The sequence below is a fragment of the Flavobacterium sp. ABG genome, assembly GCF_001027725.1.
Classification (GTDB): Bacteria; Bacteroidota; Bacteroidia; order Flavobacteriales; family Flavobacteriaceae; genus Flavobacterium; species Flavobacterium cupriresistens.
This window is the reverse complement of record NZ_LEKS01000001.1, coordinates 191,923-209,749: the sequence shown is the minus strand read 5'-3', so window position 1 is coordinate 209,749 and position 17,827 is coordinate 191,923. Positions and strand designations below refer to the sequence as shown.

Annotated in this window: 9 protein-coding genes; 2 read left to right on the top strand and 7 right to left on the bottom strand. The window is 35.9% G+C overall.

Annotated elements, in window-relative coordinates; translation table 11 throughout:
- Positions 1 to 19: 19 nt before the first annotated feature.
- Positions 20 to 775, bottom strand: coding sequence for an NUDIX hydrolase (locus tag AB674_RS00810; RefSeq protein ID WP_047772992.1), 756 nt, complete (start codon positions 773 to 775; stop codon positions 20 to 22).
- Between the two features lie 311 nt (positions 776 to 1,086).
- Between AB674_RS00810 and AB674_RS00805 the strand changes: the two genes are divergently transcribed.
- Positions 1,087 to 1,344 (top strand): hypothetical protein, encoded by a 258-nt coding sequence (locus AB674_RS00805; RefSeq protein ID WP_047773272.1) that lies wholly within the window; start codon positions 1,087 to 1,089, stop codon positions 1,342 to 1,344.
- A 45-nt stretch (positions 1,345 to 1,389) separates the two neighbouring features.
- Here the strand turns inward: AB674_RS00805 and bglX are convergent, their stop codons facing one another.
- From bglX to AB674_RS00775, 6 genes are all read right to left on the bottom strand, one after another.
- On the bottom strand, positions 1,390 to 3,618 hold the full coding sequence (gene bglX / locus AB674_RS00800; protein ID WP_047772991.1) for a beta-glucosidase BglX: 2,229 nt from the start codon (positions 3,616 to 3,618) through the stop codon (positions 1,390 to 1,392).
- Positions 3,619 to 3,876: 258 nt separating this feature from the next.
- Positions 3,877 to 5,646 carry a cellulase family glycosylhydrolase gene (locus AB674_RS00795; RefSeq protein ID WP_047772990.1) on the bottom strand — a complete coding sequence of 590 codons (1,770 nt, stop codon included), beginning with the start codon at positions 5,644 to 5,646 and terminating at the stop codon, positions 3,877 to 3,879.
- Positions 5,647 to 5,738: 92 nt separating this feature from the next.
- Positions 5,739 to 8,003: a glycoside hydrolase family 3 N-terminal domain-containing protein gene (locus tag AB674_RS00790; protein WP_047772988.1), complete on the bottom strand. Its 2,265-nt coding sequence runs from the start codon at positions 8,001 to 8,003 to the stop codon at positions 5,739 to 5,741.
- Positions 8,004 to 8,086: 83 nt separating this feature from the next.
- Positions 8,087 to 9,547 (bottom strand): glycoside hydrolase family 30 protein, encoded by a 1,461-nt coding sequence (locus AB674_RS00785; RefSeq protein ID WP_047772986.1) that lies wholly within the window; start codon positions 9,545 to 9,547, stop codon positions 8,087 to 8,089.
- A 193-nt stretch (positions 9,548 to 9,740) separates the two neighbouring features.
- Complete coding sequence (locus AB674_RS00780) at positions 9,741 to 11,282, bottom strand: RagB/SusD family nutrient uptake outer membrane protein (RefSeq protein WP_047772984.1); 1,542 nt, start codon at positions 11,280 to 11,282, stop codon at positions 9,741 to 9,743.
- A gap of 17 nt (positions 11,283 to 11,299) precedes the next feature.
- Positions 11,300 to 14,467 carry a SusC/RagA family TonB-linked outer membrane protein gene (locus tag AB674_RS00775; RefSeq protein ID WP_047772983.1) on the bottom strand — a complete coding sequence of 1,056 codons (3,168 nt, stop codon included), beginning with the start codon at positions 14,465 to 14,467 and terminating at the stop codon, positions 11,300 to 11,302.
- 344 nt (positions 14,468 to 14,811) lie between these two features.
- Here AB674_RS00775 and AB674_RS00770 point away from each other — a divergent pair, with 344 nt between their 5' ends.
- Positions 14,812 to 17,691, top strand: a complete 2,880-nt coding sequence (locus tag AB674_RS00770; protein WP_047772981.1) for a triple tyrosine motif-containing protein — start codon at positions 14,812 to 14,814, stop codon at positions 17,689 to 17,691.
- The last annotated feature ends 136 nt before the right edge of the window (positions 17,692 to 17,827 follow it).

Genomic DNA, 17,827 nt, shown 5'->3' with positions numbered 1-17,827 from the left:
TAAAATTAAACTTTTATTCTTACCAACCCTGATTCAATCCGTTTTTAAGGACTTCTTCGTATTTGTCTTTATCAAAAGTATACAAATTTGGGGCTTTGTGCGCTACATTACTTTTCTTTTCGTCGAGTTTCTTAAGGATTCCGATATGGGTTATTTTCCGCAAAAAATTTCTTCTGTCGAGCTTTTTATCCAGAATGGTTTCATACAACTTCTGAAGTTCCGGAATCGTAAATTTTTCGGGCAATAAATTATAGCCAATTGGCATCAAATTCAATTCTATCCGAAGTGTATGCAGGGCTTTATCGAGAATTTCTTTATGATCTAAAATCAGTTCCGGAACTTCTTTGTGATCAATCCATTCTATAATTTCGTGATTGTTGTCTTTTTGAGGAATGGCTTTTAAAAAATCTACTAAAGCATAGTATCCGATTGTTACGAACCTTTGTGTAAACCATTGACCGGCGTCTTTTGGAATTTCAAAATAATCCAGCACTGTACTATCAAAATTAGGATCTTTTCGTTTTATGCTGCCAAAAGTAGCAAATTGTCTTAAAAAAATCCCCTGCATTCCCGTGCGATCATTCAAAACGGTAACGGCAGCAGTATCGATATCTTCCTTAATTGGTACAAATCCACCCGGCAATGACCATTTATTATCATAGGATGTTTTAATCAATAAAACTTTAAGCTGATTGTCATGAAACCCAAAAATAACACAGTCGATCGAGAGACCCGGCTGGTAATTTTCGCTATTTAATAGTATCTCTTTCAATATGTGTTTTCTTAAATCAATACGCTCTTTTTCAAACGAACGTGCAATTTAAGCCATTTTTACAAAAGAAAATATTTTTTTACAAATCAGCCCCTAATAACCTCTATTTTCTTAGAAAAACGGAACAAACTAAATGACTCATAATTTTTACTTAAAATTAAAATCGAATTAAAAAAAGAAGTACATTGCGTCATAATAACACATTTGATAAATAAATTGTTATTATTTGATGTAAAAAAGAATACAACTACAAATTGTGTTTGTGTTTGTTGCTTTTACAAGAAGATAAAAAATCAAAAATTAACGCAAGAGTTATGATTACCAATCCGTTAAAAAACATAAATAAAACAATCCAAACCAAAATCTGGACTTCTTTTGGTTTTGTCTCTAAAACTTATCTTTTAGAGGCCTCTTTGAAATATAGTGAAGAACAGGAGCGAATTTTCAACCAAATGATTGTTGAAACGGAAACCAAAAACAAAAAAGAAAAACGCGAAGCTTTCGATAAAGCCTTATATGCATCCTATAAAGGAATTGGCGCTATGGATTTTATAAACACGGTTTTGAAATAATTCAAAAAAGTGGATAATAATCCATAACCCCAATTTTAATTGACTTTAATATACTAATTCAAAGCCAAATTTCAATTTAATATCTGCTGATGAAGCTCCGATCATAACCTCGAAATCTCCCAGTTCAGCATTCCATTCTAATTTATCATTGTAAAAAGAAAGCTTCTCTTTGTCAATTGTAAATTCTATATTTTTAGATTCTCCCGCATTTAATTTTACTTTTTGAAAATCTCTTAGTTCTAAAACAGGTCTTACTACAGATCCAAATTTGTCTTTTATATACAGTTGAACCACTTCTTCTCCTGCAACTTTTCCAACATTTGACAGTTGAAAAGAAATTTTAATTGTTTCGTTATTCTTCATTTTTAAAGACGAAAATTTCAAATCCGTATAATTGAATTTTGTATAACTCAATCCATATCCAAAAGGAAACTTTGGCGAATTTTTTAAATCGATATAGGAAGAAACATAACCTGTCGCATTCTCATTCGGAGCAGGTCTTCCGGTGCTAAAGTGATTGTAATAAATTGGAATTTGCCCTACTTCTCTTGGGAAAGTCATTGGCAATTTTCCGGAAGGATTGTAATCGCCAAACAAAACATCGGCAATAGCATTTCCGGCCTCCGTTCCCAGCCACCAGGTATATACAATAGCAGGAACATTGTCTGCTGTCCAGTTAAAAATAAGCGGTCTGCCAGCATTTACCAAAACAACAACCGGTTTCCCCGTAGCCTGAATTACTTTTACTAAATCTTCCTGAACTCCCGGTAGGTGGAGATCGCTTCGGCTTTTGGCTTCTCCGCTCATGTCACGTCTTTCACCAATACTCAGAATAACGACATCGGCTTGTTGGGCTGTGGCAACGGCTTCTGCAAAACCGTCTTTATTGTCTCCGTCAACCTCACAACCTTTGGCGTAAAGTAATTTGGTGTTTTTACCGACTTTATTTTGCAATCCATCCCATTGGGAAACTACCCATTTATTATAATCTACATCCGGCAATTCAACCGACCAGAAACCCATATTGGCTTTGTATTCTTTGACCATTGGGCCAATAAATGCAATTGTTTTCAGGTTTTTAGAAAGCGGTAACGTTTCGCTATCATTCTTTAATAAAACAATACTTTTCTGCGCTACTTCTCTGGCTGCTTTTCTGTTCTCCGGATTATTTAATACTTTTTCGGCTCTTTTTTCATCTGAATATCGGTAGGGGTCTTCAAATAATCCCAGTTCAAATTTCTTGCGCAGGATCCGTTTTACAGCATCATCGATTAAGTCAACAGCTACCTTTCCTTCTTTTACTAACTCCGCTAAATGATAACGGTATGCATTACTTTCCATGTCCATATCACTTCCTGCTGTGATGGCAGAAAGCGCTGCGGCTTTAAGATCTTTTGAATAACCGTGGGCTATCATTTCTCCGATAGAACCCCAGTCTGAAACTACAAATCCCTGAAAATTCCATTTTCCTTTTAAAATATCGCGCTGTAAGTGAACATTTCCTGTAGCCGGAATTCCGTTTAAATCATTAAAGGAATTCATAAACGTTGCTGCTCCTGCATCTAGTGCCGCTTTAAAAGGAGGTAAATAGGTTTCAAACAACATTCTTTCGCTCATATCTACCGAGTTGTAATCTCTTCCACCGGTAGCAGCTCCATAAGCTGCAAAGTGTTTCACACAAGCCATAACAGAATTTAGATCTCCCAATTTGTTGCCCTGAAATCCTTTTACTCTCGCATAAGCAATTTTAGAACCCAGATAAGTATCTTCTCCTGCTCCTTCCATAACTCTTCCCCAGCGTGGGTCACGCCCAATATCAACCATAGGAGCAAATGTCCAATGAATTCCGCTTGCAGCTGCTTCGGTAGCGGCAACTCTAGCCGCTAACTCTATAGCCGCCAAATCCCAACTTGCCGCTTCCGCCAGCGGAATAGGAAAGGTAGTTTTGTATCCGTGAATAACATCCTGACCAAATAACAACGGAATTTTTAAACGGGATTGCATCGCCAATTCCTGATATTGTCGGGTATATTTTGTTCCGACAATATTTAGCATTGAACCTACAATTCCTGCTTTTATTTCGGCTTGTTTGTTTGCGTTGATCGTAATTGGCCCAGTTGCAGCATTATCGCCTGTGTACTGATTAAGCTGGCCAATTTTTTCCTCCAGAGTCATTTTTTTCAATAAATCATTTACTTTCTGATCTATTGACTGTTGTTGCGCTATCGCGAAAAAGGAAACCATCAACAAAGTAATTGTCGTTATTCTCTTCATATTAATTTAATTATCTTCTATTAAAACCGGTAAATAATCTGATGCGTATTTTAAGTTTTTGGAATCAATTAACACTGCCTGTTTCTGAATTTTTAAATTCTCTCCACAAAATAAACCGCTGACAAAAAACAATATTTGTGTTGAAACAATAGTGTTTATTTTTTCCCTATTAAAAATCTAATTTCTCAAAACTTGTCTTTATAAGTGCTTTGAGAAGAAAAAATAGTTTTAAAAAAAATGCTAATTATAAATTTCACATTAGTTTTTAGTTCCTTTTTGAACGCTTTTTTTTCTGCTGGCGGCAAACTCTAAATAATTCAAATTGAAATTTCCTTTGTCAAAAACTACTTTGATTTTATTGGTTCCTTTATTCAAATCCACATCAGACAAAACAATTGTTTTCCAATTATTTTTTCCTCCCGTTGAAGGAAGTGAAATACTTTCTGTTTTCTTTCCGTTATCCATTTCCAGATGAAGCTTTCCTTCTTCATTTTCAGACGAATAGCGAATCGAAACCTTATAACTGTTTTGTTTTACAACTTCGACTGTATACTGCAACCATTCGTCGTTTTCTATAAACGAAACCTGGTAACCATTTGAACCTGAATCGTTGCAAGGCAGAATGTCAACACCATCATTTCGCATGGTATTTCCTTTGTTCCATTCGTCAAATTTCCCTGTTTCAATTCTGTAATTTACAAAATCTTTATCGTAATATGCAAACCCTGTGGTTCCTAAGTCGTAATGTGTTGCCGCAATCTTGCCCGGAATTGCGTTTTTTTTGTAAGGTTTTGTAGCGTTGGTTTGTACCTGTCTGAACATGGCATCAATTACATCCGGCTTCACCGTTAAGTTTTCCATTTTGTAATTATCTGCTATTTTCATCAACGTTTTTTTCGCAAAATCGGCCGATGGTTTTTCACCTCCGTCTTTCCAGTATTTTAATAAAACATCGTACTCCGGAATCTTGGTTACTGAAGTTACTCCGGCAATATTTTCGATTTTTTTCATTGGCCAAAAAGCCCACCCAATATTATTTCCTTCCATCAATGTAAGGACATCTTTGAACCATACATTTGAATTTTCACCACTTTCACCCAACCAGATCGGAACATTGTATTGTGTTCGGTAGTTTAGCATTTTCTGAATCGATTCTGTGGTGTTGTAATTCCAATATTTATGAAAGCTCAGAGCCATGTTTTCGTCCCATAAAGGAAAAATTCCGTTGTAGTTATTGCCCCAGCAATTTCCTTCAATGAAAATTAAATGGTTTGTATCTACTTCACGAATCGCTTTAGTAACGGCTACCATTAAATCTCTCAATGGTCCGTTTCCGTTTTCATCACAACCGTTTTTATTGGTTCCTGTGAAATTCCAGTTGGGTTCATTGATAATATCATAAGCCCCGATCCATGCATTATCTCTGTAACGAGCGGCTAACTTTTTCCATAAAGCAATCATTTTTTTCTGATTTGCTTCACTTTGCCATAAAGATGGTTTGGTAGTGTCATAGTCCGAAATGGCGGCATCATTTCCTTGTCCGCCCGGAGCTGCATGCAGGTCTAAAATAAGGTACATTTTGTTTTCGGCACACCATTTCAATAAGTTGTCGGTCATGGTAAAACCTTCTTCAATCCAGGTAATTTCACCATTTTTCTCAGCTTCAATTGGTGGTGTATATAGATTATAGTGCATCGGTAAACGAATGGAATTGAATCCCCAGGCGGCTAACGAATCAACGTCTCTTTTTGTAATTCCGTTTGCTTTGTAGGCGGCATAAAATTCCTTTGTTCCCTCTTCGCCAATGACATCCTGAATTTTCTGTTTAATAACATATTGCGGACTGGCAAAGGGCTGCGTTTGTAACATATATCCTTCCTGCACCATCCAACCTCCGGTTCCTAGTCCTCGTAATAGTATATTTTTTCCGCTGCCGTCAACAATTTTCTGTCCGTCCCGGTGTAAAAATCCTTGTGCGAATGAAGTGACGGAAAGCAATAATTGTAGTAGTAAAATTATTTTTTTCATATTATGTCGTTAAAAAAAAACTGCATTTGACTGGTTTTGAAATTAAACCTACAAGGTTTGGGAAACCTTGCAGGTTTAGATTAGCTTTCTATTTATTTTAGTAGAAAATCTTTTTTGAGGTTTGAGATTTGAATTGTGAACGCTCCTTTCTCGGAAATCCATTTTAGATCCTCATTTACAAATTGCAGGTCTTTTTGATTTAAAGTAAACTTTACTGTTTTGGTTTCGTTTGGTTCCAGACTAATTTTCTCAAATCTTTTTAGTGCTTTGACTTCGGGCGTTATTGACGCGAAATTATCAGACAGATAGAGTAAAACGGCTTCTTTTCCGGCTCTTTTGCCTGTATTGGTTACCTCGACAGAAACATTTACTTCCTCCGTATTGTTAATTTCTGTTTTGTCAATTTTTAAATTTGAATAGGTAAAAGTGGTATAGGATAATCCGGTTCCAAATTCGAATTGCGGGGAATAGCTTTTCTCGTATTTAGCATCATTATTTTGCTCTTCGTCGGCTAAGCTCTCGGTGTATTTTCGGTTGTATTTTTCTAATGAATTAGGGTATTTCGGGTAATTGTAAGGTAGTCTTCCACTTGGATTTACCTCTCCGTATAAAATATCGACTAACGCTCTTCCTCCTTCATTTCCGGGTAAATAACATTGTATCACGGCGCTCATTTTATCTTCAAAATCACTGATTAATCTTGGTCGGCCTTCGTTTAAAACTAAAATAATGGGTTTGTTTACTTTTGCTAATGCCAAAGCCAATTTTATCTGAGACTTACTCATAAAGATATTGCTGATGTCTCCGGGAGTTTCGGTGTAATTTTTCTCTCCAAGACACAATACAATTTTTGAAGCGCTTTTGGCCAACTCTACTGCTTTTTGAATTTCGGCATCGTCTTCTTTTTCAATATCCGCACCAGCTGTGTACAACACATTTTCTTTCCCCAGCTTGGCTTGAAAAGCTTCTAAAATGGTCAATTTTTCGGCTGCATAGGTATCTGCATTTTCTCCTTGCCAGTTATAAGACCAGCCTCCATTCAGGTTTTTCATGCTGTTGGCAGTTGCTCCTGTTACAAGGATTTTTTCGTTTTTATTTAAAGGTAAAACAGCGCTGTTATTTTTCAATAAAGTAATCGATTCGGCTGCTGTTTTATAGGCTTCCTCAATGTGTTCGGCAGAACCAAATTTTGGATATTCTTTTAGATTTGCTACTGTATTTTGAAACAGATTCAATTCGAATTTCATTCTTAAAATTCTCGTTACCGCATCGTCGATACGAGACATTGGTACCTCTCCTTTTTTAACTAAATCAACCAAATCCGTATAAAAGGTAAATTCTTCGGGTACCATGCTCATATCTATTCCGGCCATAACAGCTATACGAACGGCGTCTCTTTTTGTTTCTGCTACTTTATGTCTTGTATTCAAATAGATAATATCTTTCCAATCTGTCACTACAACACCCTCAAAACCCAGTTCGTTTTTAAGAATATCTGTGATTAAATGTTTGCTTGAATGCACCGGAGTTCCGTTGATTTCTCCGGAACTTACCATCACACTTTTTGCTCCGGCTTTTATAGCGGCCTGATAGATTGTTAGGTCGTATTGTCTTAAAATGCGTTCAGGAATAATACTTGGTGTACGGTCTTTTCCGGTTGTGGTACTTCCGTAACCAATGTAGTGTTTCATGCAAGATGCGACACTATATTTAGAGCCTACATTGTTTCTTTCAAAACCATTTACCAAAGCCACAGCCATTTTGGAAGATAAATAGGCATCTTCTCCAAATGACTCCCACATTCTGGACCAAGCCGGATTTCGTGGAAAATCTAAATCGGGAGAAAAAACCCATGGAATTGAAGAGGCTCTGGTTTCATAAGCCGAAATTTCAGCACCACGTTGCACTAAATCGGTGTTAAAAGTGGCTGCCAATCCAATTTGTTGTGGAAATAAGGTAGCTCCAGCCGTATAACTCGCTCCGTGTATCGCATCGATACCATATAATATTGGAATTTTAAGCCTCGATTTATTGGCTTCATTTGTAATAGCCGTCATCGTTTCCTGCCACCTTTGTAGTGTTGGCGCTCCCGGATTTGGCACATTCAAAATAGAACCGATGTGATATTCCTGAATTCCTTGTTTTAACTTGGCGGCATCAAAATATCCCGGTCTTTTTGCATCTTCAAAAACTGTAACCGTAATTTGAGTCATTTGACCCACTTTTTCTTCCAAGGTCATTTTAGACAATAACTCAGAAACTTTAGCATCTATTTCAGCTCTCGTCTTTTTGACTTCCTGACTCCATGTTGCTCCACAAAAAAGGAAGGCAATTACTAGAAACTTTGTATTTTTCATTTGATCTTATTAAATTAATATCTCATTAAAAAATGGGACTAATAAGGATGATTCAAATTAGCCCCTAACTAACTTACAAAATATTAATACACCAGCGTTTGTATAGCATGTGCAGGAATCTTTACAATTGCTTGTTGGGTTGCAATAATAAAGTTGTAGGTAATCTCATTGTCTGTATTGTTCATTACTACCGTCGCCATTTTACCGTCCGTATTCAAAAAAGAAGTACTTGACAGGTAACTACGACTTACCGAAGTACTCACTCTAACCGCATTTGGACGAATAAATTTAGAAAAATGTCCAATGTAATAGTACGAAGGGGTGTAAATTAATTCTCCTGTAGTGGTATCTGCATGTATCGGTGCGAAGCAAAAATTGCCTACATGATTGGGTCCTCCAAACTGGTCCAAAAGTATGTTCCAGTCTGTCCAGCCCACGGTACCGTTGTTAAAATCATTAATCATAGACAAACCGTATTTTTCTGCATTTGGCCAGAATTGGTATTTTGTTGCGTCAAATTTCTCTACACAACCTTCTGTAAAAATTAATTTTTTATCGGGATAAGCTTCGTGTACTTTCGCTACATTATCAAACATCGGTTTTGCTCCTGTCCAGGTCTCGTACCAGTGAAAACCCATTCCCCAAACATATTTAGAGGCTTCGGGATCAGAGAAAATTACATTTGCTCTTTGTACCATTAAATCACGGTTATGATCCCAGGCGATTAGTTTTACATCCCCTAATCCGTCTTTTTTTAATGTTGGTCCAAGAAAATTCTTCAGGAAATCTCTTTCTTCCTCGGCGGTATACAAACAAGATTCCCAAGTTTGAGTTGCCATTGGCTCATTTTGAACCGAAGTTGCCCAAATTGGAATTCCTTCTTTGTTGTATTCCTTTATAAATTTCACATAAAAATTAGCCCATGACTGAAAATATTCGGGTAATAACTTTCCTCCTTTTAATACATTTTTATTGCTTTTCATGAAAGCATTTGGCGACCATGGCGCTACATAGGTTATCAATTTTCCACCAGCCGTTTTGATGGCTTCTTTGATCATGGGTATGCGGTATTTGCGATCATGATCAATCGAAAACGTTTTTAAATCTTTATCACCTTCTTCGATATAAGAATAACTTCCGCTGCTAAAATCAGAACTTTGAATAGTTGTTCTTAGCAATGAATATCCGATTCCTTTTTGAGTATCGTAGTAAGCGTTTAAAAATTCAGTTTGCTTTTCTTTTGATAATTTGGCAAAAATCTCGGCACTGGCATCTGTAATTGCCCCTCCAATTCCGAGAAAATGCTGAAATTGTTTTGAAGGTTCCACAAAAACAGACAACTCGGTTTCTACGGGTTGTTTTGATGCTGTAAAATCTAAATTAGCTGTAGGAGTTAATCTTAATTCTGTATTTGATGCTGTGGTATAAACTGTAATTTTTTTATTCGTAGTTGTAAATTTCTGTCGCTTTTTTTGATCTTTCTGCTGTGGAAAAACAGTTAAAGAAAAACACAAAAACGCAATAATAAAGCCCATTTTTTTCATTGAGTATGTTTTAATCGGTAAGACTTTTATAAAATTCATTCGCCAAATCAGCTCTCATTTGATTTAAAAATAGCCCATACTCATAACGATTATGGGCCATTTCAACAACCGAACTTAAACTAACTTATAGGAGATTGCTTTGAAAAAACAGCCGCCAGGCAGCTGTTTCTACTATCAATTCTCAACAGTACTATTATTGTGGATATCCTGTATTCTGAACTATTTTAGTGTTATTGAATTCACTATAAGGAATTGGGAAAGCTTCATTTTTATTCGCCTGAAATCCTTTGAAAGCCAATTTAGCAGCGGCTTCACCCGTTCTAACTAAATCAAACCAACGATGTCCTTCACCTGCCAGTTCTAATCTTCTTTCTGCTAAAATAGCAGGGATCGAAACGGGTACAGCTGTTAATCCTGCTCTTAATCTAACTGCATCTAAAAGTGCCTGAGCTCTTGCTCCTGTTCCTCCTAAAGCTTCGGCTTCTAATAGATAAGTATCTGCTAAACGAATGATATAGGTATTGATCCCAAAATTCAGGAAAGGATTACCCGGTTTGATATCTGCATTAAAAGCCGCATACTTAATAAAATGATAGCCGGTTTCCTGATAACTGTCCTTGTATGTTATAAGTCCATTTACATCGTCATTATCAACACCTCTTGCGGCAGCGGCATTAAAAATAGTAGAGGCATAACGAGGGTCATCTTTCAAAACAGCAACCAACTGAGGTGTCACTACCATGAAACCCCAACCGTTAATATAATTCGGCAAAAGTGCGTCTATCCCTTTAGGTTTTCTTGAGTAATCTCTGATTCCCATTAACTGAGCGGCAACATTTCCTTCATCATCACCTCTTTCAAAATTACCCCAGTCCGCATTCGATTTGTCGGTATAGGTAATTTCAAAAATAGATTCTGTATTAAATTTATTGGCGTGGTTCCATAAATCTGCAAAAGCAGGCATTAATTTATATCCGTAACTGCTTGTGCCGCCCGGAGTACCATTAACCTTCGCCAATTCAACAGCGGCTTGTGTTTTTTTGTTATCGTATAAATATACTTTTCCTAAAAGTGCCGTTGCTGCTCCCTTAGTAAATCTTCCTAATTCAGCCGGAGGCAATGTCATTGGTAAATCTGGAATTGCTTCGTTCAAATCTTTTTCGATCTGTAGATATACATCCTCCGGTTTGGCTTGCATAACTAACGGAATTTCATCTTTAGTTAGTTGTGTCAATATCAAAGGAATGTTTTTAAACATTCTAACCAGATCAAAATAATAGTAAGCACGTAATGCTTTTACTTCTGCTGCGAATCTTATTTTTTTGGCAGCATCCATTGGAATACCCGGAAGTTTGATCAACATAATATTACATCTTGCTACCCCTTTGTAATAATCTGCCCAAATTGCGGGTGGAATATTTGCCGGACTTACAGTGTAGTTAGAAGCAACCTGAAGTCCGGGTTGATCGTCTGAACCACCTCCTCCTGCAAAGAAATCATCAGAGGCAGAATTTAAAAATAATAGTGGCGCATTTTCCATGGCTCCTGCGAACTTTCCTAATTTATCGTAAGCCGCAACCAAACCTGAATAGGCTTCGGTTTCATTTCTGTAAAAATTATCTTCATACACTACACCATCACCTTTCACTTCTAATTTTTCATCGGTATCGCAAGCTCCGAGTGTAAGTAGCACTCCGAAAGCAATAAATGATTGTTTAAAACGTATAAGTTTCATAATATTTTCTTTTTTAATTAAAATTGCAAATTAACTCCCAACATGTACGATTTTGCCTGAGGATAATACCCTCTGTCTACTCCTTGTACATTGTTCATACCGGCTGTAGTAGGGCCTCCGATTTCAGGATCGTAACCAGTGTACTTTGTAATTGTCCATAGATTTTCTCCTGTTACATACAATCTCACTTTTTGCAATGAAATGCTTTCGATCCATTCTTTTGGAAATGAATACCCCAATTGAATTGTTTTGAATCTGAAGAAATCTCCTTTTTCTAAATTGAAATCAGACGGGTTCGTAAAGTTTTTATTGCTATCAGTTGTAGTGACTCTTGGATAACTGTTTGTTGATCCCGGTCCTGTCCAACGACCTAAAACGTCTGTTTGGTAATTTGCAGTTGCAATATCAAGTCTTCTTAATCCCTGATAGATCATATTTCCACCAGCACCCTGACCGAATACTAACAAATCGAATCCTTTGTAATCTAAATTTATCGTTAATCCATAAGTGAATTTAGGTAGTGATGTTCCTAAAAAAGTTCTGTCGTTTGCTCCGATTACACCATCTCCGTCTAAGTCTTGCCAACGGAAATCTCCCGGTTTTGCATTGGGTTGAATCACTTTTCCGGCAGCATTTTTATAAGAATCAACTTCTGCTTGAGTCTGGAAAATACCATTTGTTTTAAATCCGTAGAAGGAATTGTAAGCATGACCAACTTGTGTTCTGTTGATTTCATAAGAGCTTGATTGTACGGTCTCATCTCCAACAATGAAATTAACTCCTTTATCAATATAGGTAATCTCATTTTTGATGTAAGAGAAGTTTCCATTCACAGAAAGATTTAATGCTCCAAATTTTTTGCGGTATCCTAATTCAATGTCGATACCTCTATTTTCCATATCTGCTAAGTTCGCATAGGTGTTACCTGTTGCTCCAACATATCCCGGAATTGGCACCTTCATTAAGATTCCTTCCGTTTTTTTGTTGAATAAATCTACACTCAAATTGAAATCACGCAAAAGTGTAGTCTCAAAACCAATGTTAAGTTGTTTGGTTTCTTCCCATTTTAAATCAGGATTTGGAATTGCATTTGGACTTTGTCCATTCGCTATTTCCCCGCCAATAGTATAATTTCTTTGAATTCCAACCGTAGAAATGTATAAGAAATCAGGAGATGAATCGTTACCGGTCACCCCGTAACCCCCTCTTATTTTTAACGTATTTACTACATTATTATCTTTCCAGAAACCTTCTTTTGAAGGCACCCATCCTAAAGATACAGAAGGGAAAGTTCCATATTTATGGTTGGGTCCAAAACGTGTAGAACCGTCACGACGAAGAATACCTGTAAAAATATATTTCTCTTTGTAATCATAGTTTAATCTTGAAAACAAGGACTCTACTCGGTGTTCCATCGCTTGTCCATTATAAGCATTGGCTATTTTATCTTTGATTGGAATATCAACATTAAAGGACGCTTCTGCATGTGTTGTTGCCGGAACACCTCTGTAAGTGATGTCATTGCCGGATGTAATATTATCTACATAAGTTCCTTTACCCAATAAAATACCGAAGTGGTGATTTCCAATTTTCTTATCATAGTTCAACGTATTCTCCCAGTTCCAGCTAAACGATTTTTTGTACGATCGGAACAATTCGTTGACATCTTTTTTGGTAGCTCCATTTAAATAATAAACCGGAGTAAAGTTATCTGAACCGTAATACGCTAGTTTTCCACCTGCAGTAGATTTAAATTTTAAACCAGGTAAAATTTCCGCTTCAATAAAAATATTTCCAACAAAATTATCTGCGAAATCATTATTCCCCAGTCTTGTTTGCGTGTACGCTAATGGGTTTGAAGTTTCCTGAGTTACATTTGTAGAAATACCATAGTAATTTCCGTTTGCATCTCTAAGCGCATTTTTATTTTCGTAAGGAGTACCTGCTCCCGTTAAAGGACCCGGCGCAACAAGTACCGGAGTTAACGGATCTAAATTGATCGCAGATGATAAAGGGCCTCCAAATTCATCATTTGTATTACCGATACCAACCGTTTTTTCATTCGAATACCCTAAAGTTTGACCTATTTTAATATACTTACCCAATTTATGGTTAGAGTTTAAACGGATGTTTTTTCTGGTATAATTAGAAATATCAGATGTGATAATCCCCTCTTGATCGGTTAAACCAAAAGACATATAAAAGGTAGAAACATCATTACCACCACTAAAACTTAACTCATGAGAATAACGTTGTGCATGATCATTAAAAATAACATCCTGCCAGTTCGTTCCCTTTCCGTAATCAATTGGAGATCCTAATGGATTCCCCGGAGTTGGCGCAGTACGTGTTGGAAATAACGCTGGTTTACCACCATTTATATGCGCTTCATTCATGATCGTTACATATTGACTAGCATCTAATAAATCTAATTTTTTTGCCGCCTGTGAAGTTCCTGAGAAACCTGTATAACTTACCGAAATCCTGCCTGCTTTACCTTTTTTAGTTGTCACAAGGATAACCCCTGCAGCAGCACGAGAACCGTAAATAGCACCCGAAGCACCATCTTTCAATACCTCAATAGATTCGATATCAGATTGATTTAAATAGCCTATTCCGCCATTATCAACGATTACACCATCAACTACCCATAGAGGATCATTATTGTTTAAAGTAGTAAAACCACGTATACGGATCGTAGAAGCAGATCCCGGTTGTCCTGCATTTGCAGCAATAGAAACTCCCGAAACTCTACCTTGCAAGGCTTGTTCTACCCTTGTTATAGGAAGACTTTCCAAGTCTTTTGCTTTGACACTGGAGATAGAACCTGTTACTACACTTTTCTTTTGTGTACCATATCCTACTACTACAACTTCATTTAAGTTTTGAGATTCAGGTTTTAACCTAATTTCAATTTTACTTCGTCCGTTTACAGTTTCCTGTACGGTCATATAACCTACAAAACTAATTGTCAGAATACCATTTGAAGGAACACTAATTTGAAACTTACCGTCAAAATCAGAGGCAGTTGCCTTAGTAGTGCCTTTAAGTAAGATAGTTGCCCCCGGGACGGGTAACCCACTTTCATCGTTTATAACTCCATTTACCGTCACATCCTGTGCCATTGCGATAACTGAAAACAATAAAGATGAAATACAAAAAATAAGTAATTTTGTTAATTTCATTTTTCTAAAAATTTTGGTTAATTAATTAGTAATTTGATGCAATAATAAAGTTAAATTTCTACTATTTGTATTTTATATTCCCTACAAAAACACATCAAAAGATAAATTACCATATTACAAAAACACATCAAATATTTTTTAAAACACTAATATTAAGCATTTTAAAATATTTTTTATATTGTTATAGAATTGTTAACTAACTAAAATAAACACTACATTTACTTTAAATGAATTATTTTCACTTTTATTAAAAAAATATCCAAAAAACGACACTATCACAATTACTATAATCAGAAAAAAAGTAGATTATAAAACATTACTATTAAAAATACCGTTTTTAAATTATGAAATTCATAAACCACTATATTTCAATTTTCATTCTTTTCATCCTGCCTTTTGCCCTTTTTTCCCAAGTAAAAAACATCGGATTACCGGCAATTAAAAATTATAAACGTTCCGAGTATAAAGGAGGTACTCAAAACTGGAATATTGATCAGGATAAAAATGGTAATATCTACTTTGCAAACAATAGCGGGCTGATTCAATTTGATGGTTCTATATGGAATAAATATGCGCTTCCAAATAATACCGCGATCAGAAGTTTAAAAATCGATCCGTCAGGAAAAATTTATGTTGGAGGAAATAATGAATTTGGTTTTTTTAAAAGTGATCAGAAAGGTAAACTAAAATACTATTCGTTAACACACTTAATTAGTAAAAACGACAGCAAAAACATCAATTTAATCTGGCGCATACACCTCTATAAAGATGAGGTTGTATTTCAGTCTTTCACCAAAGTGTTTTTTTATAAAAACAACAAATTGAAAGTTATAAATGCACCCAAAAAGTTTCAATTTTCTTTTCTTATAAATAACCATCTCTATTTTCAAGACAAGGAATTGGGTATTTTAGAATACCATAACCATAAATTGACTGCCCTCAAAGGCACTACAGACTTAAACGATAAAGAAATATGGGCCATGTTTCCGCTGCCCAATAACAAAGTACTTCTTGCAACGCTGGAAAAAGGGCTTTTTGTCTATGACTATAACAGCGTCAAATCTTGGGAGACAGAAGCCAATGCCTTTGTCAAAAAAAACACCTCGTTAGGCGGATCTATTATAAAAAACAAATTTATCGTTTTGAACTCCGTTCTCAGCGGTGTTATAATCTGTGATTTGAACGGGAAAATAATCCAACATTTAAACAGACAAAAAGGATTACAAAACAACACTGTACTAACCTCTTATGTAGACAATAAAAACAATCTGTGGTTGGGTTTGGATAATGGAATCACGTTTGTGAATCAAAACTCACCTTTTACCTTTTTTGATTACAGTTATAATATAGGTACCGTTTATGCTTCGGTTATTTTTAACAAAAATCTATACGTAGCAACCAATCAAGGCCTTTTTTATCATTCCTGGTCCACTCCTTTTAAAGACGAACCGTTTAATCGGGTTGAAGGAACGATTGCTCAAGCCTGGAACATTCAGGTTATTAACAATATTCTTTTATGTGCCAGTAATAGCGGGGCTTTGGTAATAGATCAAAATCGGGTATCCAAAACTTTAGACAAAAGAGGATACTTTGGTTTTAAAACAATTCCAAGTCATCCGGGCTATATTATTGGAGAAAGTTACGATGGGTTTTCTATATTTAAGAATACCAATAATGAAATCAATTACGTGAACCAGATCGGTGGATTCTACGAAACAACTAACACTTTCGAAATGGAGTTAGACAACAATTTTTTGTGGCTAAAAAAAGATCCCTACCTCTATCAAATGAAACTGTCCGAAGATTTAAAGAAATTCGATTACATAAAAAAACACGCCAACGTTTCCAATTCCAATAAAGGAATTGGAAGTTTACAATCGATTCACAACAAGGTTTACTTTCAGTCTAAAAATCACTTTTATCGATATAGCAATGAACAGGAAGGTTTTTTTGAAGACAAAAAAATAACAGCATTGTTTCATGGAATCCCAACCATCAACACCTTAATAGAAGATCGCGACCATAATTTATGGTATTCTTATAAGGAGTCACTGGGCGTTTTAGTAAAAACAGCAAATGGCAAATACCAACGCAAAGAAGCCTTGTTTTCAAACCTGACAGGCAATTTGGTAAACAATTACCTTTCTATAAACACCATTGACCCGGGCAACATTTTTATTGGCTTAACGGATGGGTTAGCGCATTATGATTCCAAAATCTCAAACAAATTCATAACCAAACCGAAGGTCTTTTTTGAAAGCTTTTCTTCCTCAACCGACACCATCATAACCAGCAATCTCGAAAAACCAATTGCAGAACTTAGAATCCCTTACAACTCGAATCATGTAAAATTTACTTTCTCCTCTCCTACTTACGAAAATCAGGAAAACATAACGTATTCGTACAAACTAGAGCCTTTTGAAGACAACTGGCGCAGTTGGTCCACCGTTTCAGTCAAAGAATACACCAATTTGAGAGAAGGAAATTATAAAATGCAGATCAAAGCAAAGAACAGCTACGGGATCGAATCTGACGTATCGCAGATTGATTTTAGAATAGCACCGCCTTGGTACAGGCACTTTTTAGCCTATCTAACCTACTTCTTTTTAATTCTTGCCGGAGTTTATATCATTTCGAACAGAATCAAACTTAAGATTAGAAGAAACAAATATTATGAAACCATAGAACAAAGAAGATTGTATCTCGAAAAAGAATCCAAAATCAGACACGATCAACACGAGTTAGAGAAAGAAATCGAAAGATTAAAAAGCGATAAACTTCAAATAAAAATCCTTGCCAAAGACAAAGAATTGGTCAGCAATTCGCTTCAGGTCGTGAAGAAAAACAAAGTTCTAAATGGGATCATCCAAAAAATAAAAGACATCGACACCAATACTTTAGACGACTCAACAAAATTTGAATTCAACAAATTACACAAAAGCATTGTCAAAGAAGTAAATACCGATAAAAGCTGGAAAGATCTGGAGAAGCACATTAAAAACGTGCATTTCGAGTTTTTGAAAAGACTAAAAGAAAAGTACCCCACGATTTCGCCACGAGAACTGGATTTATCTACCTATTTATTAATGAATATGTCTACCAAAGAGATCGCCGAAATCATGAACATCTCAACAGGAGGAGTAGAACTGGCCCGATACCGCTTAAGAAAAAAATTGGAACTGAATAAAAAAGAAAATCTGATTGGCTTTTTAATGAGTGTATAAACCTGAGCTCGCTTAATATAAAGACTACTAGTTGGTTCATTTTAATAATTTCACATTTTAGGAAGGCAAACATAGAGCTGTTCTTAATGGCTGTATGAAATAAGAATGAAATTAACAGAGAGGTACTTATTATATT